We start from the raw sequence: 20,871 nt of genomic DNA on the forward strand, positions 1-20,871 counted from the left end.
TACTTACTCTTCTGGGGTGTATGTGTTGGCAGGGTTCATTATCTGAATTGCCTCCTTTACATTCTTGTAATTGGGCCCATAGATTACGTCCTCATTAATGTGGAAGGCTCCAATCCCGCCAATTCCTTTTTCGTTGGCGTAGACAGCGTAGTTCTTTGCAAAACTATTGGCGTTGCCCTCCTTGTTTTGGAAAGTCTCTGTAACTAGTAGCTTTTCAGGGCCGTAGCCAAAGCGACTTAAAGAATTGACCCAGCGACCAGCGGAGTTATTGTAGCTTTGAGCTGTAAAGTAGTCGAATAGGTGGGCTACTTGAGGATCGATCCAACTAATTGACCCATTGATATTGAGCATTAGCTTCTTATCCATCTTCTTCTCAAGCTCATCAAAGCCTTTTCTTAGCTCCGTAAAGAAGTAGTTCTCTCTCTCTTTATTGCTAGAGGAGCTACACGAGATGAGGGCTAGCAGTCCGTCTCCATCTTGGCCCCAGTCACCACAGTGGTTGCCGTTCTTGAATGGTGATGCAAAGCTAGGCTCGTAGTCGATATCCATACCATCGTAATTGTACTTTTGGATAGAATCACAAAGTGACGCTACATATACGTCAATCGCCTTATAAACATCCACGGAGCCATCCTCCTTTTTCCATTGCAGCCAGCCACCCTCTGGTGCATTGATACCTTGTCCTACGTTTTCAATGATCCACCCAATGGTCATACGGATTCCACGTTCGTGGGCATGCTTTAGTTGCTCTTTTTTGGCTTCACTAAGATCCCATTGCTGACCCCAATTGGAGATAAAGTCCACGCTATCGGGTAAAAGGTCGAGATTAAATACAGGGTCAGGGCTTTGAGGGTTCCAATTCGAAAACCAACCAAACATGAGCTTGTGGTCAGTCTTCTTGTACTCCCTTAGTGCCGCATAGTACTTCTGCTTGTTTTTCTCATTCTCTTCTGCTATTTTCTTAGCATTGGCCTCGTTTTCAGCCTTCTTTTTTGCTTCAGCCTCGGCCTTCTTCTTATCTCTCTGTTCCCAGAGTTCTTTCTGTGCTTGGTCATCTACATCTATTGGCTTAATGTTGGTACACGCGCCTAGAAATGCCACTGCACATACGATGGATATAAGTCTAAATATATTATTCATACAGCTCTTTATGTCTTAAGGGTTTTGAGGCTCTTCACCTTCAGTTGCTGAGTCCTCTTCTTCAATCACCATCTTAGTATTTGGGAAGACAATATTGTCCTGCATATCAGCCGATAGCGAATTAGGTACAATCACGGTTGCCCTACCAGTAAGCTCTTGGATGACTAGTGGATCAAAGGACATTGTCTCCTTAGTAAATGGCACATAGAATATCAGGTTAGGATCCTTAGGATCTTCTGGTAGATAGAGCTTGTCTTGCATCTCTGCAGGGGTCAATACCTTATTCCACATCTTCGCTTCACGGATGTAGTCGTTACCCCATGGGCAAGCACCAATTGACCAGCCAGCTTCCTTCGTACCCTTAGCCCACATATAGTCTTGTGTCTCCCAAGACTTCTGTAGCTCACCATCCACATAGACAGAAGTGATGCCACGGTTAAGACCTGTGCGCTTGAAAGTCCAGGTAATCTGCATCCAAGTCTTATCCTTTAAGGGTTTATTAGTCCACGTATCATCTCCATCTCGGCCTGTCTTCAGTTGGATACCACCTGAGTAGCTAATGCGAGTATACCACTCCATACCCGCTGGCACGCCATAGATATTGGAGATCGTTTGGTTAGGACTTGCTACATGGCAGTCGTTACGAGCCAAACGAGAGAAGTAGAGCTGAATTTGGAAGGTCCATTCTGTCAGATCCTCCGCTATAGGCTCATTCATTTGGATCTTAAGGGATTCATCTGAGCTGATCCAATGGAATGCTGAGGTCTTAAATAAGCGGTTGAAAGTAACGATACTGCTATTTTGATTGGATAGTAATGGCACATCAGTAGCATCGCTTTGGGCGATCTTTACTCCAAAAGCCCACTTGTCACTAAATGAATACTTATTGACATCTAGTTCTCTAACACCAGCTGAAACACTAGTTGAAATACTTCCTGCTGGAATAGTTACGGTGATTTCGCCTTTATGCTCCTTGCCTTCAGAGTCTATGAAAAGGACATCGCCCTTATCTACAGACTTCAGCTTAAGGTTGTTGGCTAGAGAGTAGTCCTCAATCACTTTTGGATCCACTCGGAGTGTTACCTTGACATCCTTATCAATTGGTGCAGCTAGTCTAGGAGTAAAAGTGGAGAAACCTCCCTTGTCTCTCTCAACTAGTACAGCAACGGCTTCCTTGCCATCTACTTGACTCATATAGATGCCATTATTCATCACTGAGCCATCTTTCGAATAAACCCCCATTCCTTCACCATCGGCAAGATTGCACGAAGCAAATCCTAGCAAGATAGCTATAAAGGATAGAGTAGATAATATATGTTTCATATCAATAATATAATCTAATTAGTTTTTGGGCTTAGCATCCCACCAAACATTAATATTCGCCATATTATTACCTCCTAGGTACTTATTGATGGCCTCCTGTACGTTATCTTTATTCTGTGTCAGCTCACTTTGTGGGTATGGCCAGCGACGTACGCCATCCTTGTACCCATCAGAAGTCACTACACCAAAGTTGGAAATATTGCTCAATGGTCTTAGTAGGCGTGGGTAGCCAGTACGTCTCCACTCCGACCATGCCTCTTGCCCATTAGGGTAGATCGCTAGATACTTTTGAGTAATGATGCGCTCAAGTTTTACCTCTTCGTCGGCACTATTATCCCATTTTGGAGTGATCGTAGAGGGGGCAGACTGGCTGTAGTTGGCATTAATCTTGTCTTGGAAAGCAGCAGGTTGCTTGGTGCTCTCCATATAGGCTGTTGCCTCTTCACTACTTAGCCCCCACTGAGCAAAAGAGAGCTGAATACCCTGCTTGTAGTACTGCTCAGCATTTCCTGGAATATATCCAACCAGTGCAGCTTCGGCCTTTAGGAATGCCACCTCAGCAGCGGTCATCCATACCGAAGGGTCAAACTCTTCAACTCGAGGCTTTGCTGCCTTATCGTATTGCCTTGCTGTTGAGGGAATTGCTGGTGGTACTGCTATAGAGAGATCCCCAGTGAAGTACTTCTCAGCTCTAGGATCCTCGTAGCCACGTAAGTAGCACTGCATTGTAGCACCTAGACGAGTGTCGTCGTAGGAATTAGCAATCACATAGAGAGAGTTCTTGGCCCTTACTCCACTCTTTTCATCGATCTGTGCTTGGTCGGCCACTTGGTCTATTAGCCCTGCTGGGTGTGTAGCTGCTTTTTGAGCGTAGGTCTTTGCTAGCTCTGGAGCTGCATAGCGTACACGCATCGCAAGTCGAAGCATGAGAGAGTTGCCTAGCTTTGCCCACTGAGAGGCATTTCCTTCATATACATAGTCCTTAACAACTAGTGTACGACCAGATGCGGCATAGAGTACGTCTACCGCCTCAGACAATTCAGTGAAGAATGACTTGTAGACATCTTCTTGAGAGTCATAAGGGACATTGAATGAGCCATTACCCACCTTTGAATAGGGGATGGCACCAAACATGTCAGTAGCCTTTTGGATGGTAAAGATTTTACAAATCTGAGCTATTGAGAAGACTTCTTCATTTTTAACCTCTCCATCCATGGCGATTTTCTTGGTTTGTAGCCAAGGGTTCATAGCTCCCATAGTGCCACTAAAGCCACCATTATTCCACCCAACATCAAAGTAAAACTGGGTGAGGTTACGGGAGGGCCACTTTGCATCGCGTGGTGCGTGATAGCCTATCCAAGACTCAGCGGTTAAGTTGTTAAGAACCTGATAGTTATTGACTGCATCAGTGCCTTCAGTCGCCGTCCAAACCACGTGGTACTGAAGGTCTGGCAAGTAAGCACTACCTAGGATATTATCCTTATTCAAATCCTCCAGATTAGGATTTAATGGGTTACGGTTGATGTCTCCAAAGTCTCTTGTGCAAGAGCTGAGCGAGAGTAGCCCACCAGCTATCAGAGGAAGTATATATTTTATTTTATTATTCATATGAATTACTTATCTATCAATTAAAGATTAGAAGCCAACTTTTACGCTAAAACCAAGGCTACGCATGCTTGGTGGCATAAAGTTGTCACCACCTCCGGAGTAAGTCCCTGTACCACCCGACATGTCGGAGTCGTAAGGAGCTGCACGATAAATAGTGAGTAGGTTGCGTCCGATAAGAGACACGCTTGCATTCTGCACGTAATTGCCTAGCCATGCTTTAGGCAGAGAATAGCCAAGAGATAGCTCCTGAAGCTTTACCTGAGTAGCATCATAGAGGTAGTACGCTCCAAGACGATTCAATCCAATGGTACGATAGTAACGCTCGGCATCATACTTCACTCCATCAATCATCACACCACCAGCATCTCTAGCATCTGCAGTAACTTTGGATACGCCATAGCCGTCCATCATAGCTTGGGTAGTAGACGAAACAAGTCCACCTACTCGGGCATTGATAAGGAAGCTAAGTGAAATTCCTTTGTACGCAAAGGTATTATTCCATCCCATCATAAAGTCAGGAGAGGATTTGCCTACCTTAATAATCTGAGAGCGGTCTACTTTATAGCCATCACCCTCTTCGATAAGCTTACCATCCTTGTCTTTTAGGAGAATGCCTGTAACAAAGATGTCGTCCATTGAGTCTCCAACGCGCATATACTTAGGTGACTTTAGGACATCAATGTCAAAGGTGGTGCCATCAATAGGATTCTTGAATCCCTTGGCAAGTGCCATCACACGGTTTATGTTGCGGGTATAGGTTATATTACTAAACCAGTTAAAGTCACCCCAGCTTTTATTAACGCCAAGGGCTAGCTCAATACCACGGTTGCGAATATCACCAGCTTGTACGTAGAACCCAGAGTAACCTGTTGACTTGGCCAGCTCTTGTAGGAAGGTCTGGTTGTAAGTGTTGGACTGGTAGATGGTAGCATCTAGGGTCAAGGCTCCATTAAAGAACTTAGAGTTGATACCAAACTCATAAGAGCAAGTGCGCTCAGGGCGGAACTCAGGGAATGGATAGATAGTGTTTGGATCAATCTTACCTGGCTTCATTGAATAGGTTATTGATCCTGGGGTCACACCTGTCATAGAGATAGGAGAACCAACTTCTGTAAATGAGCCACGTACCTTGAGGTAGCTCCACCACTTAGGCATATTCAGGAGCTCTGATACCACTGCCGAAAGACCTACCGATGGGTAGAAGATGGCAGGAGTCTTGCCATTGCTTACTAATTGTGATGCCCAGTCCGAACGGCCTGTAACAGATAGGTAAAGTTGGTTTCTCCAACCCAATTCTCCCGATGCAAAGGCAGCAATGTTACGGGTGCGATAATAATTCATTCCACCTGGTCCTACGGTAGGATCTATGTTGTTGGCAGAAAAGAAGTTGGGAATCATTAGCAATCTACCACCAATGCCCATTCCTGTGGTATAGTGATCATCGTATGAAGCACCAATGTTGGCGGTTAATGACCAATCGTCACCCCAGTTTTTATTGATATTGACCATCACATCGGCGTAAGTTTGCTTATACCTTTGCTCGGACTTGCCGAAGCTACCCATAGGGTGGTCAGCTTTGTCTCCTACAAATAGAGAGAGTGTAGAAGCGTAGAATTTAGTGTTTTGAGTAGTATAAGTATTATCAATACGAACACGACCAGCTATATTGAGCCAATCAAAAATGTCGTATTGTGCACGAGCATTGAACATATAGCGATGCTTTTGACTATAGAATAGCTCTCTATTGGCAATCCAATAAGGGTTCTCAAAGTCTTCGCCTGCGGTGCCATAAGGCCAGTATTGAGTGTAAATACGGCGGTTGCTATCATAGCGCTCCCAAACTTGGATATTTGAGAAGTCATCTCCTCTAGGGAATAGATAGAGAGGGCGAAGTGGGTTAAAATAGCGTCCGCCCGACATCATGTTTTGGTCTCCTTGTAGTACGTAGCTTGCACTTAGATCTAGATGAAGCCTGTCGTTAAGGAAGTCCGATGTATTGCGACCAGTAAAGTTGTAGCGGTAATACTCGTTATTTGGCATAATACCCTTGGAGTGAGTTGTGGCTACCGAAACAAAGGTACGGCTCTTCTCTGTACCACCAGAGAGATTCACGGAGTTAATCGTGTTGTATCCCTTTTGGAAGAATATTCTTGGATCAAAGGTGGAAGGTATGTCTAGCTTCTTACCCCAACTCATATAGGTATTAGGAGTGGTGCCGTAGGTGTTTTGAAACTCTGGAAGAATGCCAGCGGATAAAAACTCTGTGTTCGTAGAGACATTAACCCTTAGTGCACCTGCTTTACCTTGCTTGGTATTGATCAGGATAACACCGTTGGCAGCTGCTGCTCCATAGAGTGCTGCCGCTGATGGACCAGTCAATACTGAGATAGACTCAATGTCTTCGGAGTTGAAGTCTGAGATACCCTCACCTGATCCTGGGCGACCGTATTCGCTTCCATCACCAGCGAGGTTTTGGTTGCCAATAGGCATACCGTCAATTACATAAAGCACATTGTTACTACCCGCAATGGACTTGGAACCACGCATTGTTACTTTGGTTGCGCCACCAATACCGGCTGAGGACTTGGTGATATTGACGCCGGCTACTTTCCCGCTGAGGGAGTTGATGAAGTTGGCGTCTTTGACGGTGGTGAGCTGCTCATTATCGAGCTTTTGGACGTTGTAGGAGAGGGCTTTCTCGGAGCGCTTGATACCGAGTGCCGTTACGACTACTTCGTCGAGGAGCTCTGTATCCTCTTCGATCACGATTTGGATGGAGCTCTGTCCATTGATGGGCACCTCTATGGTCTTATATCCAATGTAGGAGACCCTGATGTGTCCGTTAGCGGGGACAGCCGTGAGTGTAAATTGGCCATCTAGGTTGGTGAGCATACCATTGGAGGCATCCTCTACCAGCATTACAGTTGCCCCTATGACGGGCTCATTGTGTGTCGCATCTGTGACCACTCCCTTCACGGTAATGGTCTGCGCAAGAGCCATAGGTGCCAGAAGACTCAGAAAGAGTGTACAGAGTAGACTTCTGAGCCATTTTGCTTGACTTAAATTCATACCTTGCTTTTTCAAAAAATGGAACTATTGTATTTGTTTATAATCCTTCACTATTCCTATACCGTATTGCTCAATGTAGCTCTAGAGTGTGGTTTTCTCATTATGCGGTATTGAGCGTCGCTTTTCCCCTTGCTTCTACTGTAACTATCCGTGGGGAATCTTTCTTCTAAGTGATAATCAAATGCCTACAAACATACCAATCTATTTTGAATTGGCAAAATATTTTATAACGATGAAATGCTAATGATTATATTTGCTTAATGGAGGTGCCAATTCAGTGTGTTTTGGGGAATGGTTCCGATTATTAGGGGTGCCTCATCGGACTAGTCGGAAGGCTCAGGTAAGTCGGATGGGGAAGGTCGATATTTGTGAAATAATGTGAAATATTAGCTGGGTTAAGAGGGAAAATAGGACGGTTTGTAATGCGTTGGTATTCAGGGCTCTATCTGAGGGCTAAATGAGATGCAACTCGCCGTTTGCTTAGTTGCATCTCGGCATTTGCTTAGTTGCAACTCGTCGATCGCTTAGTTGCAACTCGGTGATGGCTTAGTTGCAATGGATTTCTTGATTTTCTATAACTCGTTGGTTTGTAGTGGGGTTATGGTATTATAGTCACCGAGCTCTATGAAACTGCTAGTTGGATCTTATTTTTAACCTATTTTGAGTGTTTTGCGTAAAGGATGGGGACTGTCGTAAGGATTTGTCGGACCCCTCGGCGGGGGACGCCTCATCGGACAGGTCAGACAAGTCAGACAAGTCAGACAAGTCAGACAAGTCGGACGTGGTGATGATACAGATTTATACCACGCAATAGTCTCTAATAATTGTGTACCTTTGTCGTTTAGGATTATAGATTAGCAAGTGATGGATATAAAGCATTGGGAGGGATTGAGCGATAGTGAGGTGGCAGAGAGTAGGGCAAAGCATGGTGCCAATCTGCTGACTCCGGTAGCTCGGGTATCGGTATGGAGGAAGTTCCTAGAGAAGTTTCAAGACCCTACCATCATTATTTTATTGGTGGCTGCACTGCTCTCAATTGGGGTGTCGGTGTACGAGGTCTACTATCACGGGCGTGGTAGTGAGGCTTTTTTGGAGCCGATGGGCATTTTATTTGCGGTATTGCTGGCGACTGGCTTGGCCTTTTACTTTGAGCAAAAGGCCGATAAGGAGTTTACAATCCTTAATAAGGTCAATGACGATGAGCCGGTGCGGGTGATACGCAATGGGCATACTATGGAGGTGCCCAAACAGAGTGTGGTAGTGGGGGATATTGTGGTGGTGGAGAGTGGCGATGAGGTGCCAGCCGATGGGGAGCTACTGGAGTCGGTGAGCCTGTCGGTGGATGAATCGATGCTGACGGGGGAACCAATTGCCTCTAAGTCGGCCGATCCTACGGCCTCGGATAGTGAGGCGACTTTCCCAACGAATCATCTATTGCGTGGTACGCGTGTGGTGGAGGGACATGGCGTCTGTAGGGCCTTTGCAGTCGGTGATGCTACCGAAAATGGCAAAGTATTTCACGCTGCCCAGATTGATGACTCTGTGCGGACTCCGCTCAATGAGCAGCTGGATCGGCTTGGGAGTATGATTAGTAAGCTGGGCTATGGCATTGCTCTCTTGGTGTTGGTGGGGCGGATGTCGGTCTACCTTTGGGGTAGTGGTATGGAGCCTTTTGAGTGGTCGGAATTTATCACCTACCTTTTGCAGACCATTATGATTGCGGTGACGGTGGTGGTGGTTTCGGTACCTGAGGGATTGCCGATGGCGGTGACGCTGAGCCTAGCATATAGTATGCAGAAGATGCTGCAGACCAATAACCTGGTGCGTAAGATGCACGCCTGTGAGACGATGGGGGCGACGACTGTGATCTGTACCGATAAGACTGGGACACTTACAGAGAACCTGATGACGGTGGCGGAAGCACAGTTTTATGGTGCGGAAGGAGCTGGGAGTCGATTGGTACAGGAGGGGTTGGTACTCAATAGTACGGCTACGCTGGACAAGGCTTCGGATGGTAGCACTAGGGTATTTGGCAATCCTACGGAGGGGGCTTTGCTCTTGTGGCTGGATCGCGAAGGGGTGGCTATCGACGAGGTGGTCTCGGAGGCTAAAGTGGTGGCACAAATCCCCTTTTCTACGGAGCGGAAGTATATGGCTACGATTGTGCAGTCGCCTGAGGGTTCTTTTATCCTCTATGTGAAAGGGGCACCGGAGATGGTTTTGGGACTCTCTAGCCAGGTGGAGGGGGCTATTGACCGCCAATCAATTGAGTCGGAGTTGGTGAAGTACCAGTCGCAAGCGATGCGTACACTGGGTTTTGCTTATCAGAAGCTAGAGTGTATTGAGGAGGGGATAGCTGATGGAAAGTTGGTGGCTAAGGAGCTCACATTCCTAGGAATTGTGGCTATTTCGGACCCCGTGCGGGTAGATGTGCCACCGGCCATTAGGGAGTGTCTGACTGCAGGAATTGATGTGAAGATTGTGACGGGGGACACCGTGGCAACCGCTCGGGAGGTGGCACGACAGATAGGTCTTTGGCAAGATGAAGATGGGGAGCAGCAGGTTGTGACGGGTCCAGAGGTGGCTGAGATGAGTGATGAGGAGCTGGAGGAGCGTATCGGGAAGATTAAGGTGATCTCTCGGGCGAGACCTCTGGATAAGCAGCGATTGGTGGAGGCTCTGCAGCGGCGGAATCAGGTGGTGGCGGTGACGGGTGATGGCACGAATGATGCCCCAGCACTTAAGTCGGCACACGTGGGACTCTCTATGGGTGATGGGACTTCTATCGCTAAGGAGGCGAGTGATATTACCATTGTGGATAATTCCTTTGCTAGTATCGGCAGGGCGGTGATGTGGGGACGTTCGCTCTATCAGAATATTCAGCGCTTTATCATCTTCCAAATGACGGTCAATGTGGCGGCCTGTTTGATTGTGTTGGCTGGAGCTTTTCTAGGTACCGAGACGCCCTTGACGGTGACGCAGATGCTGTGGGTCAATCTGATTATGGATACCTTTGCGGCGATGGCTCTTGCGTCGTTGCCACCCTCTGCTCGGGTGATGCATGAGAAGCCGAGGGATCGCAGCTCTTTTATTATTGATAAGGCGATGGGGCGTGGAATATTAATGGTCGGAGGACTCTTCTTTGTGATACTACTAGTGCTCTATTACCTCTTTCATACGTATAATATTAGGAGTATGACGGACCTTTTCTCACTTTCGATGGTGGATGGTTTGCCGACTATTACGAGGTATGAGCAGAGTCTTTTCTTTACGCTATTTGTGTGGCTACAGTTTTGGAATATGTTCAATGCACGTGCCTTTAAGAGTGGTCGCTCGGCATTTCACTTTAAGGGGGCAAGGGGCTTTGTGTTGATCGCTCTTGTGATATTGGTAGGGCAGCTGTTTATAGTCAACTTTGGGGGCGAGATGTTTAGTGTCACTCCTCTCACGTGGAAGGATTGGTTGCTCACCTTTGTGCTCACCTCGCCAGTGCTGCTCATAGGGGAATTAGTTAGGGGCATTAGAAAATAAGGATGATGAAAGTAGGTATTCTTACTCAGCCGTTGGGCTTGAATTATGGAGGTATTGTACAGAATTATGCTCTTCAAGAGGTGCTACGGCAGGAGGGGCATAGGCCGGTGACGCTACGACGAATTGATTGGGTGGATGATCGTAGTACTTTGCGAAAGTATCTTTCTTACTTTTACCTACGCTATGTTCTTCGTGATCCTCAGTCACCTAGTAAGCCTGTCACAAAACGTAGAGAGGCGACAATGACTCGCTATACAGATGCCTTTGTTGAGAACTATATTGAGACTACTCCACTTATTCTTTCTCAGCTGGCATTGAGGGAGGAGGTAGTGTCAAGAGAACTGGGTGCCATTATTGTGGGGAGTGACCAGACGTGGCGCCCAAAGTATTCCCCTTATTTGCCTGATTACTTCTTGGAGTTTTTGCCGAGAGAATCGTCTATCAAGAGGGTGGCCTATGCGTCGTCTTTTGGGACGGATGAGTGGGAGTTTAATGAGAAGGAGACCCAAATGGCACGAGAGCTACTTCGATACTTTGATGCAGTCTCGGTGCGTGAGGAGTGTGGGGTTCATTTCTGCCAAGAGCATCTAGAGCATGAGGCAACGCTGGTGCTAGACCCTACTCTGTTGCTTTCTCGGGAGGAGTATGTGGAGAGGTTGAAACTAAGGGAGGAAACTCACGGAAAGGTCTTTGCTTATCTCCTTGATGCCACTCCTGAGAAGCGGAGGTTTGCCGAGGAAGTGGCTCGCGAGGTAGGCACTACTGCTTTTGAGATGATGCCTAAGATGACGGTCTATGACAGGTGGAAGGAGGTGTCGGACTACCAACTGAAGCCGGTGGAGACTTGGTTGGAGAATATCCTCAATGCGGAGTTCGTCGTGACTGACTCTTTTCATGGAGCGGTCTTCTCGACCATCTTTGGTAAGCCGTTTGTGGTGGTGGAGAATAAGGAGCGTGGCCTTGCTCGCTTTGCCACACTCAAGCAGTTTGTCTCTGCCGATGCCTTTGTGGAGGAAGAAGAGCTCGCTAGTTATCAGCTGGCTACTCCGTCTGTAGATCAGCAAAGGCTAGATGACTTTAGGGAGCACTCGTTGAAGTTTTTACGAGACTCTTTAGCTTAATCGGCTAAAAGCTTTTGATAGATCTGGGCATCTTCCTCTAGAAAGCAGCAGAGGGTTACTGTGCCAGAGTAGTGGTTGGTGGCGAGGTATTCTTTAATCACTTCGAGGGCAATCTTAGCGGCCCGCTCCCGAGGAAATCTGTAAACGCCTGTGCTGATGCATGGGAAGGCGATGGTTTTGAGTTGGTACTCCTCTGCTAGCTCTAGTGCGGTACGATAGCAGGAGGCGAGGAGTTGATCTTCATTCTGCGTTCCGCCTCTCCAGATGGGACCGACTGTATGGATCACCTTTTTGCAAGGAAGAAGGTAGGCATCGGTGATCTTGCTGGCACCAGTAGGACAACCGCCAAGCGTGCGGCACTCCTCCAGTAACCCTTTGCCTGCCGCTCTGTGGATAGCCCCATCTACCCCTCCACCACCGAGCAGAGTTTCATTGGCGGCATTGACGATGGCATCTACCTGAAGCGTGGTGAGGTCGCCCACGACTACTTTTATTCTCTCGTTCATATCTCTAAATACTGTTGCACGAATGCGATCTGCTGCGTTGCTTTCGGAATTCAGGCTTGGTCACGTACGCTAGTACGCTCCCTTCGCCTTCATCCTCAGCGCCTTGCATCTCATCCTTCGTGCAACATTCTTATAAAATAAATGGGCTAGTGAAGTCGGATAACTTCGCTAGCCCATATTGTTTACATCATAAAATACTATAGATGATAGCCATATACAAAGTCAGCGGCATCCTGCATCTGCTTGTACATTACTACATCATCTTGAACCATTGGCACCACCTTACGGAACTCCTTGTACAGCTCCTGCAGTGGCTTGGAGGTTTTCTCCTCGCCCTTACGAAGTGCCAAGGCTTGTGCTCCGTTCATCAGCTCTACGCCGAGGATGGCATAAAGATTATCGAGTAGAGGCAGTAGCTTGATGGCTGCATTGGCACCCATAGATACGTGGTCCTCCTGCCCGTTGCTGCTTACGATGCTATCGGAAGAGGCATTGAAGCAGTACATCTTATTCTGGCTAACCATCGCTGCTGCAGCATACTGTGGAATCATAAAGCCGGAGTTGAGACCTGGCTTAGCCACAAGGAATTCTGGCAACTGACGTAGCCCGAGGATTAGCTGAGCGGTACGACGCTCTGAGATATTGCCCACTTCAGCAATAGAGAGAGCCAAGTAGTCGAATACCAGTGCGATAGGCTGTCCGTGGAAGTTGCCGCCAGAGACGATAAGGTCGTCGTCGGGGAAGATCGTAGGATTGTCGGTCACTGAATTGATCTCGGTCTCTATCACCTTACAAGCATACTGCCAAGCATCATAGCTAGCACCGTGTACCTGTGGAATACAACGGAAAGAGTAAGGGTCTTGTACCTGTGGCTTGCTTACCTTCTGTAGCTTGCTACCCTTGAGGAGGTCTCTGATGGTCTTGGCTACTACCGCCTGACCAGCATGTGGGCGAACCTTTTGGATCTGTGGGGTAAAGGGCGCCTCTAGTCCGTCAAATGCCTCAAGGGAAAGGGCTGCTACCTTTAGTGCCATCCGCTCAGCACGACGAGCTAATATCAGAGCGTACACTCCGTGAGAGCTCATAAACTGAGTGCCGTTGAGCAGAGCCAAGCCCTCTTTACTCTGTAGGGTAATGGTCTCTAGCTTAGCTTTCTTAAAGGCCTCCTTAGAGGTCATCTTCTTACCTTTGTAGTACACCTCTCCCTCGCCAATCAGTGGAAGGAATAGCTTGGCCAAAGGTGCTAGGTCACCAGAAGCTCCTAGCGAGCCCTTGTCGTAGACAATAGGATAGATCTCTTCATTGAGCATATCCACAAGTCTCTGTACTGTGGCTACCTGTACACCACTATGCCCGAGTGAAAGGGCGTGTGCCTTGAGGAGTAGCATCAGCTTGACTACAGGCTCAGGTACTTCGTCGCCATAGCTACAAGAGTGGCTCTTTACAAGGTTCTCTTGCAGTGTGGTCAGCTCCTCTTGAGAGACGCTGATATTGCAGAGCGATCCAAACCCAGTGGTGATGCCATAGAGAGGCTTCTCCGACTTCGCTACCTTATTATCTAGGTAGTCACGGCACTTCTGTATGCGTGCAATCGCTTCGGGTGCTAGGGTGTAGGTGACCTTTTTGCTAAAGATGATCTTCTCTAGCTCGTCAATGGTGAGCTTGCCACTACCTACAACGTAGGAGATGGGCTCATCAAGTGTATATGGTTGATGTGTGACAACTCTCATGATGCTTACTTAATGGCTTGATAAGTATGTTGGAGGATACGATGCTCAATATCCGTGATATCTTTCTCTAGACGCTCACAATCATCGGCAAGCTCCTTTACAAAGGCTTGGTCCTTAAGACTCCCTAGATTGATACGTACGTTCAGTAGTGCTCCTAGCACGCCAAGACGGCAGTTCATCATAGCAATACAGCCATCGGTGATGGCGTTTTGATTGCCCTTCATCACCACCTTCTCGATGAGAGGAATCAGCTCATAAGTAGTCTTGGCTACCTCCATAGGCACCAATGCAGCTACCTTAGTAGCCTCTTGAATCTTGGCACTTCGTGCTGCCTTCTCCTCGTCCGTCTCCTTAGGCATCTTGAAAGCTTGAGAGACTAGGTCATAGGCGTCGCTATCCCTATCAATCGCCTCGATAAGTTCCTTATGCACCTCTCTAGCTTTTTCCACAACTGCCTTCATCTCCTCCTCTACCTCGACGTATTTCTTGCGACCGATGGTAAGGTTCGCCACCATTTCGGTGAGCGAAGCGGCGATAGTACCAGCGAGTGCCGATACGCTACCACCACCTGGTACTGGATCACTTCCAGCTGTAACGTTGCAAAACTCTGCAAGTGTATGATTTTGTAATAGTTTCTTCTCCATATCGTGATTAGTTTTAGTATTTGTATAGCTTTCCACTCTTAATCGTGGTGTCTACTAGGTTCATTCCAAAGTGATAGCTTAGGAACTTGTATGATGGGTACTTGAGGATTACCGCATCGCCAGCTTTGCCTACCTCTAGGCTACCCACCTTGTCGTGCTGATTGATTGCCTTAGCTGCGTTAATGGTGAGCGCAGCGATCGTCTCCTCCACCGTCATTTTCATGTAGATCGTTGAAAGAGCAATCAGTAGAGGAATAGAAGCTGAGAAGCAACTGCCAGGATTGAGGTCCGAAGCAACCGCCACGCAGCACCCCTCATCGATCATCTTGCGAGCTGGTGCATAGTCGTCCATCAGAGAGAAAGCGGTGAGAGGCAAGCAGGTGGCTACCGTTTCGCTCGCCGCCAGTGCCTTGATGCCTTCGTCTGAAATCTTGAGTAGGTGGTCGGCAGAAAGGCAACCCAGCTCAGCAGCGAGCTCAGCTCCACCAATCGGCACAATCTCATCAGCGTGCATCTTCACCTTGAAGCCCAATTCCTTGGCGGCATTGAGCAGACGGCGTGTATCCTCGTGCTCAAAGACATTTTTCTCCGTAAAGATATCAACACACTCAGCAAGGTTCTTCTCCTTCACTAGAGGCAGCATCTCACGGATGATAAAGTCAATGTAGTCGTGCGGACGTCCCTTGTACTCTATTGGTGTATCGTGAGCCCCCATATAGGTGGGGTAGAGCGAGATGGGATGGGTCTCATCAAGGTGGCGAATCACCTCTAGCTGACGGATCTCCGTATCTCGGTCCATGCCATAGCCACTCTTCGCCTCGGCTGTGGTCACGCCCATACGTAGCATAGCGTCGAGGTGCTTCTTGGCATGTTCCGAAAGCTCCTCAAAGCTAGCCGCACGAGTTGCCTTGGTCGTTGAGGCGATGCCACCGCCTCGCTCCATGATGCTCATGTAGCTCTCGCCAGCTAGTCGCCATTGGAATTCATCTTCCCGATAGCCGCCAAAGATTAGGTGCGTGTGGGAGTCAATAAACCCAGGGAGCACACATTGCCCTTGGGCATCCACAAACTCCATCCCTTGCTCCTTAGGGCAAGGGGCGTCGCTTTGCTTGCCAGCGTAGGTGACAATTCCATCCTCAATCACCAGCACTGCTGGCCCCTCGATCATGGCAAGGTCACCCATAGCGGAAGCCCCTTTGCGGGGGCCTCCAGCCATGGTAACCAATTGTCCTATATTATATAGGTAGAGACTACCTTTCTCCTTATTATGCATTGGCTTTCTTGAGCTTGTACTCGAGGATCTGCTCTACTGAGAATCCCTCTAGCTGTAGATACTTAGTCATCTCCTCTGCTAGCTGCTCAAGAGTGTACTCACCCTCGGCGATCTCCTCCTTCTTCAGGTAGTAAGCCAGTGACTGCTCTAGAGCCTCCTTAGGAACGAGTCCGATGATCTCTGCCCCTACAATCTTAGCACCATACCTCTGAGCCTCCATGCGTACCATCTCGTGAGTACGATAGATAGCCGTCTTGGTGTAGTCAGTGAGGTTCATAGATACTTGAGACTGATGGCGCTCAGTGAGGTCTACTCCCATACCCTTCACGAAGCGAAGACCACCGCCGATAAAGCGAACACGCTTAGCGATGGCAGTAGCCACCTCTACATCTGGGTGGTCGAGATTGACATTGTAGGCTACAAGAGGCATACGCGCACCCACTGCTACAGTACCAGCAGTTGCGTGGCGCTCAGCCTTGCCATAGTCGGGCTTCCACTCAGGTAGCTTGATCTTCTCGGCCATTCCCTCAAACTCACCCTTGCGGATCTTAGCAAGGTTCTTGCGGTCTGGCGAAGTGGCAGAGTCCTCATAAAGGAATACGGGTACACCGATCTCCTCACCGATGATACGACCCACCTCATTCGAAAGCTCAATAGCCTCCTCCTTAGTGACATCCTTGATAGGAATAAATGGGATCACATCTACCGCTCCCATACGTGGGTGCTGGCCTTGATGCTTGGTCAAATCTATCTTAGAAACTGCTACACGTACCGCCTCGAGTACCGCCTCCTTAAGAGGTTGTGGTTCACCCACTAGGGTAACTACCATACGGTTGTGGTCCTCGTCATTGCTGTAGTCTAGTAGTACTACATTCTCCTTGTTGCGAAGTGGAGCCAAGATGGCTTCCATTACCTCTTTGTTGCGTCCCTCGCTAAAGTTAGGAACGCACTCCATGATCTTTTTCATTGCATTTATTTGATTAAGTTGTTAATAATTTCGTCGTCTACCAAGAATGGCTCCGTGATGTGATATCCATCGGCGTGTGTCTCATTGAAGCTCTTCACGGTGCTCATTGCATTTTCATTGCGTGCCCATGACCTACGAGCTACACCGCCCATTACGTCCCAAAGCATAGCGGAGCGAATGATCTCATCGGCCCGCTTAGAGCCGTCGCAGACCATACCGAATCCACCATTGATGGACTTGCCGATGCCCACACCACCACCATTGTGCAGTGCTACTAGGCTAAATCCTCTCGCACAGTTACCAGCGAAGCAGTGTACCGCCATATCGGCCATCACGTTGCTACCGTCGCGGATATTAGAAGTCTCACGGAAAGGAGAGTCGGTACCGCTCACATCGTGGTGGTCACGACCGAGCATGATAGGACCTACCTCGCCATTGCGTACCATCTCATTGAACTTCAGGGCAATATTCATACGGCCAAGGGCATCTTGGTAAAGGATACGAGCTTGTGTCCCTACCACCAATTGATTCTTCTCGGCATCGCGGATCCAAATCCAGTTGTCCCTATCCTGCGCACGACGGTCAGGATCGATGCAATCCATTGCCGCCTTATCGGTCTTTAGTAGATCCTCATGCTTTCCGCTGAGGCAAACCCATCTGAATGGACCATAGCCATAGTCGAATAGCTCAGGACCCATAATATCCTCTACATAGCTAGGCCAGATAAAGCCATCCTTATCGTCATAGCCATTGCGAGAAATCTCCTTCACACCAGCATCGAAGCAAGCCTTCATAAAGGCATTACCATAGTCAAAGAAATAAGTGCCCTTAGCCACCAGCTTCTTGATGATCTCAAAGTGGCGACGAAGCCCCTTATCGACCTCCTTCTTAAAGCCCTCACGATCCTTAAAGAGCATCTCGGTACGCTGCTCGTAAGTAAGACTTACAGGGCAATAACCACCCTCGTAAGCTGCGTGGCAACTGGTCTGGTCGGAGAGTAAGTCAATATGAATATCATGCGCATAAGCATACTCCAGAAGGTCTACCACGTTGCCCAGGTAGGCGATAGAGGTAGGTTTTTTGCTCTCAATACCCTTGCGTGCCATCTCAAAGGCCTCCTCCAGAGAGTGAGCAATGTGATTAACCCATCCCTGCTCGTAGCGGATATGGATACGGCTCTCATCCACCTCGGCCACAATCGATGTAGCACCAGCGATATCGGCTGCCTTAGGCTGAGCTCCACTCATACCCCCTAGTCCGGAGGAAACAAATAGCTTGCCAGCGAGGTTGTCGTCCTGTCCCAAGCCTAGCTTCAAGCGCCCTGCATTCAGAATCGTATTGTAGGTGCCGTGTACGATGCCTTGTGGCCCAATGTACATCCAGCCTCCTGCGGTCATCTGACCATAGTTGGCAACACCCATCTGAGCAGCTACCTCCCAATCCTCAATATTATCGTACTCACCAATCATCATAGAGTTGGTGATGATGACACGTGGGGCACTTGGATTACTCTTGAATAGACCTAGTGGGTGACCACTTGCCACCACCAGCGTCTGCTCCTCAGTAAGCTCCTCGAGATACTTCTTGGTGAGACGATATTGTAGCCAGTTTTGGAAGACCTGACCAGTCTCGCCATAGGTCACTAGCTCATAGGGGTAGAGGGCGATATCAAAGCAAAGGTTATTGTCGATCATCACTTGGAAAGCCTTCCCCTCAAGGCACTTGCCCTTGTACTCGTCAATAGACTTCGCCTTCATATTGCCCTCAGGGCGATAGCGGTAAGCGTAGATCTTGCCGCGTGTCTTTAGCTCCTCTAGGAATTCAGGTGCTAGCTCCTTATGTAGCTCCTTAGGCACATATCTCAGTGCGTTACGCAGTGCCACCTTGGTCTGCTCTTTAGTTAGTCTGTACCCACGGTCGGGTGCTCTTCTTACTCCCTTGATAAATTCGGGATAAACTGGTAGAGTGCTGTCCAGCACAAATTTCTTAGATGTTTCCACCATAGTAGGTTATTGTAAGTTTGATAATAAATTTGTCTCTAATTCAGTGACACAAATATACTGAATATATTTGAGGTGGAGGGGCAATATGTTTGAAATTGTGGCGAGAATAAAGGAGGATGGATTTTTGCCCCCTATTTTGCCTCTTCTAAACCTATGGGTTAGTAGAGCAAAAGTTTAGTTGCAACTAACCGTTTGCTTTGTTGCAACTAAGCAATTGCCGAGTTGCAACTAACCGATCGCTTAGTTGCAACTAAGATTTTGCTTTTGTAGGATGCTGGTTATCAGCTCGTTATAAAAGCGTTTTTTGCACTCTCTCCTAACCCATTTTTTTTGGTCTAAGAATTGGTCACTCTAGATTAGTTTGTTCAACTTTCCACAAGGGGGAGGATTGGATTAATGACTGCGGAGTAAACGTCTCAAATTGCTATACCAATCGGCTAGCACTTTGCATCAACTTGTTTTTTTTGATGGAGTTTGGGGAATAATGTGTATCTTGTGGAGGTAACAGAATATCTAATCACTAATACAATATATATAGTATGAAAAAATATGACTTGGCTGTGCTAGGGGGTGGCCCAGGGGGCTACAATGCAGCAGCTATCGCAGCAAAAGCTGGACTTAAGACGGTACTCTTTGAGAAAAACAAGGTGGGGGGCGTTTGCCTCAACGAAGGGTGTATCCCTACCAAAGCTCTGCTCTATAGTGCCAATATGCTGGATAGCATCAAGGAAGCAAAGAAGTATGGCATCAATATAGAGGGGGAGATCACTGCCGATTACAAGAAGGTGGTATCGAGGAAGTCTAAGATTGTCCGTAAGCTGGTGGCTGGTGTGGCTCAGAAGCTCAAGAGTGCTGGCGTGGAGACGGTAGAGGCGACTGCTACTCTCGTTGGTGAGAATGGCGATGGGGTGCTGATCCGTGCCAATGACGAAAGCTATGTGGCAGACAAGGTGATCTTGGCTACTGGCTCTGAGGCGTTTGTGCCTCCTATCTCTGGTCTGAGTGAGGTGGAGTATTGGACCAGTCGTGAAGCACTTGATACCAAGGAGCTACCTGAGAGCATCTTGATTGTGGGTGGAGGTGTGATTGGGATGGAATTTGTCAGCGTATTCAATAGCTTTGGAGTACCAGTCACAGTGGTGGAGATGATGCCAAAGATACTAGGCCCTATGGATGGCGAGATATCTAGCCATCTTCAGGCTGAGTACGAGAAGCGTGGCGTGAAGTTTTATCTCAATACCAAGGTGGTGGCAGCTTCTGCTAAGGGGTTGACCGTAGAGCTACCTGATGGTACACAGCAAGAGCTAGAGGGCGAGCGTATCTTGGTGAGTGCCGGTCGTAGAGCGGTGCTGAAGGACCTAGGACTAGATGCCCTCAATGTAAAGGTGGAGCGCAATATCATTGTGGATGAGTATCTCCGTACCTCCAACCCTCGCATCTATGCGATTGGTGATGTGAATGGGCACTCTATGCTGGCACACACCGCTATCCGTGAAGGGGAAGTGGCTGTGAAGCATATTCTTAGTGGCGAGGGCGACCCAATGCGGTATGATGTGATCCCTGGTGTAGTCTATACGCACCCTGAGATTGCAGGGGTAGGAGCCACTGAGGAGGAGCTACAGAAGAAGGGCGTTGAGTACAAGGTACTCGGCTTACCTGCTAGCTTTGCTGGCCGATTTGTGGTGGAGAATGAGGGAGGCAATGGTCTCTTTAAGCTGCTCGTTGATGCCAACGATGGGCGTATCCTTGGCGGGCACATGATCGGTAACCCAGCCTCTGAGTTCATCGTGACCATCGGTATGGCGATGACTGAAAATCTAACGGTCGAAGGACTGAAACGGCATGTATTCCCACACCCAACCGTGTCGGAAATCGTGCATGAAGTACTCTTCGAATAAAAGACAAAGGGGCGTATCAGCTAGATACGCCCCTTTTTTCAATAGTAAGAAAGTAAAT

Annotated in this window: 13 protein-coding genes; 3 read left to right on the plus strand and 10 right to left on the minus strand. The window is 48.1% G+C overall.

All coding sequences use genetic code 11. From position 1 onward, the window contains the following. Positions 1-3 precede the first annotated feature (3 nt). From HMPREF3027_RS09020 to HMPREF3027_RS09035, 4 genes are read right to left on the minus strand one after another with little or no spacing between them, the layout of a single operon-like run. Positions 4-1,140, minus strand: coding sequence for a glycoside hydrolase family 18 (locus tag HMPREF3027_RS09020; protein ID WP_070708290.1), 1,137 nt, complete (start codon positions 1,138-1,140; stop codon positions 4-6). A 15-nt stretch (positions 1,141-1,155) separates the two neighbouring features. Then, positions 1,156-2,463, minus strand: coding sequence for a LamG-like jellyroll fold domain-containing protein (locus tag HMPREF3027_RS09025; protein ID WP_070708292.1), 1,308 nt, complete (start codon positions 2,461-2,463; stop codon positions 1,156-1,158). Between the two features lie 18 nt (positions 2,464-2,481). Further along, positions 2,482-4,071 carry a SusD/RagB family nutrient-binding outer membrane lipoprotein gene (locus tag HMPREF3027_RS09030; protein WP_070708294.1) on the minus strand — a complete coding sequence of 530 codons (1,590 nt, stop codon included), beginning with the start codon at positions 4,069-4,071 and terminating at the stop codon, positions 2,482-2,484. 27 nt (positions 4,072-4,098) lie between these two features. Further along, entirely contained in the window at positions 4,099-7,140 is a 3,042-nt protein-coding gene (locus HMPREF3027_RS09035) for a SusC/RagA family TonB-linked outer membrane protein (RefSeq protein ID WP_070708295.1), read from the minus strand. A gap of 864 nt (positions 7,141-8,004) precedes the next feature. Here HMPREF3027_RS09035 and HMPREF3027_RS09040 point away from each other — a divergent pair. Beyond that, on the plus strand, positions 8,005-10,671 hold the full coding sequence (locus HMPREF3027_RS09040; RefSeq protein WP_070708297.1) for a calcium-translocating P-type ATPase, PMCA-type: 2,667 nt from the start codon (positions 8,005-8,007) through the stop codon (positions 10,669-10,671). A gap of 2 nt (positions 10,672-10,673) precedes the next feature. After that, positions 10,674-11,792 carry a polysaccharide pyruvyl transferase family protein gene (locus HMPREF3027_RS09045; RefSeq protein ID WP_083317580.1) on the plus strand — a complete coding sequence of 373 codons (1,119 nt, stop codon included), beginning with the start codon at positions 10,674-10,676 and terminating at the stop codon, positions 11,790-11,792. Here HMPREF3027_RS09045 and HMPREF3027_RS09050 read toward each other — a convergent pair. The 6 genes from HMPREF3027_RS09050 to HMPREF3027_RS09075 all read right to left on the minus strand — a co-directional run bounded on the left by HMPREF3027_RS09050 (position 11,789) and on the right by HMPREF3027_RS09075 (position 18,915). Then, entirely contained in the window at positions 11,789-12,298 is a 510-nt protein-coding gene (locus HMPREF3027_RS09050; RefSeq protein WP_070708299.1) for an O-acetyl-ADP-ribose deacetylase, read from the minus strand. The genes HMPREF3027_RS09045 and HMPREF3027_RS09050 overlap by 4 nt on opposite strands. A gap of 197 nt (positions 12,299-12,495) precedes the next feature. After that, positions 12,496-14,028: a histidine ammonia-lyase gene (gene hutH, locus HMPREF3027_RS09055; protein WP_070708301.1), complete on the minus strand. Its 1,533-nt coding sequence runs from the start codon at positions 14,026-14,028 to the stop codon at positions 12,496-12,498. A 5-nt stretch (positions 14,029-14,033) separates the two neighbouring features. After that, complete coding sequence (locus HMPREF3027_RS09060; protein ID WP_070708303.1) at positions 14,034-14,672, minus strand: cyclodeaminase/cyclohydrolase family protein; 639 nt, start codon at positions 14,670-14,672, stop codon at positions 14,034-14,036. Between the two features lie 13 nt (positions 14,673-14,685). Continuing rightward, positions 14,686-15,945 carry an imidazolonepropionase gene (gene hutI / locus HMPREF3027_RS09065; RefSeq protein WP_021902777.1) on the minus strand — a complete coding sequence of 420 codons (1,260 nt, stop codon included), beginning with the start codon at positions 15,943-15,945 and terminating at the stop codon, positions 14,686-14,688. Continuing rightward, a complete protein-coding gene (gene ftcD, locus HMPREF3027_RS09070) occupies positions 15,938-16,912 on the minus strand; it encodes a glutamate formimidoyltransferase (protein ID WP_070708306.1) in 975 nt (324 codons plus the stop codon). Before ftcD ends, hutI begins: the two co-directional genes overlap by 8 nt. 5 nt (positions 16,913-16,917) lie before the next feature. Further along, the gene (locus tag HMPREF3027_RS09075; RefSeq protein WP_210400699.1) at positions 16,918-18,915 is read right to left on the minus strand and encodes a urocanate hydratase; all 1,998 of its coding nucleotides are present in this window, start codon (positions 18,913-18,915) and stop codon (positions 16,918-16,920) included. A gap of 539 nt (positions 18,916-19,454) precedes the next feature. On the opposite strand from HMPREF3027_RS09075, the gene lpdA reads away from it, so the two are divergent. Continuing rightward, positions 19,455-20,813 (plus strand): dihydrolipoyl dehydrogenase, encoded by a 1,359-nt coding sequence (lpdA, locus tag HMPREF3027_RS09080; RefSeq protein WP_070708308.1) that lies wholly within the window; start codon positions 19,455-19,457, stop codon positions 20,811-20,813. The last annotated feature ends 58 nt before the right edge of the window (positions 20,814-20,871 follow it).

Origin of the sequence: Porphyromonas sp. HMSC077F02, assembly GCF_001815465.1 — a bacterium.
GTDB lineage: Bacteria > Bacteroidota > Bacteroidia > Bacteroidales > Porphyromonadaceae > Porphyromonas_A > Porphyromonas_A somerae.

Coding starts and splice junctions, on each gene's coding strand:
- HMPREF3027_RS09020 (WP_070708290.1), bottom strand. CDS start 1,140: ATGAATAATATATTTAGACTTATATCCATCGTATGTGCAGTGGCATTT.
- HMPREF3027_RS09025 (WP_070708292.1), bottom strand. CDS start 2,463: ATGAAACATATATTATCTACTCTATCCTTTATAGCTATCTTGCTAGGA.
- HMPREF3027_RS09030 (WP_070708294.1), bottom strand. CDS start 4,071: ATGAATAATAAAATAAAATATATACTTCCTCTGATAGCTGGTGGGCTA.
- HMPREF3027_RS09035 (WP_070708295.1), bottom strand. CDS start 7,140: ATGAATTTAAGTCAAGCAAAATGGCTCAGAAGTCTACTCTGTACACTC.
- HMPREF3027_RS09040 (WP_070708297.1), top strand. CDS start 8,005: ATGGATATAAAGCATTGGGAGGGATTGAGCGATAGTGAGGTGGCAGAG.
- HMPREF3027_RS09045 (WP_083317580.1), top strand. CDS start 10,674: ATGATGAAAGTAGGTATTCTTACTCAGCCGTTGGGCTTGAATTATGGA.
- HMPREF3027_RS09050 (WP_070708299.1), bottom strand. CDS start 12,298: ATGAACGAGAGAATAAAAGTAGTCGTGGGCGACCTCACCACGCTTCAG.
- hutH (WP_070708301.1), bottom strand. CDS start 14,028: ATGAGAGTTGTCACACATCAACCATATACACTTGATGAGCCCATCTCC.
- HMPREF3027_RS09060 (WP_070708303.1), bottom strand. CDS start 14,672: ATGGAGAAGAAACTATTACAAAATCATACACTTGCAGAGTTTTGCAAC.
- hutI (WP_021902777.1), bottom strand. CDS start 15,945: ATGCATAATAAGGAGAAAGGTAGTCTCTACCTATATAATATAGGACAA.
- ftcD (WP_070708306.1), bottom strand. CDS start 16,912: ATGAAAAAGATCATGGAGTGCGTTCCTAACTTTAGCGAGGGACGCAAC.
- HMPREF3027_RS09075 (WP_210400699.1), bottom strand. CDS start 18,915: ATGGTGGAAACATCTAAGAAATTTGTGCTGGACAGCACTCTACCAGTT.
- lpdA (WP_070708308.1), top strand. CDS start 19,455: ATGAAAAAATATGACTTGGCTGTGCTAGGGGGTGGCCCAGGGGGCTAC.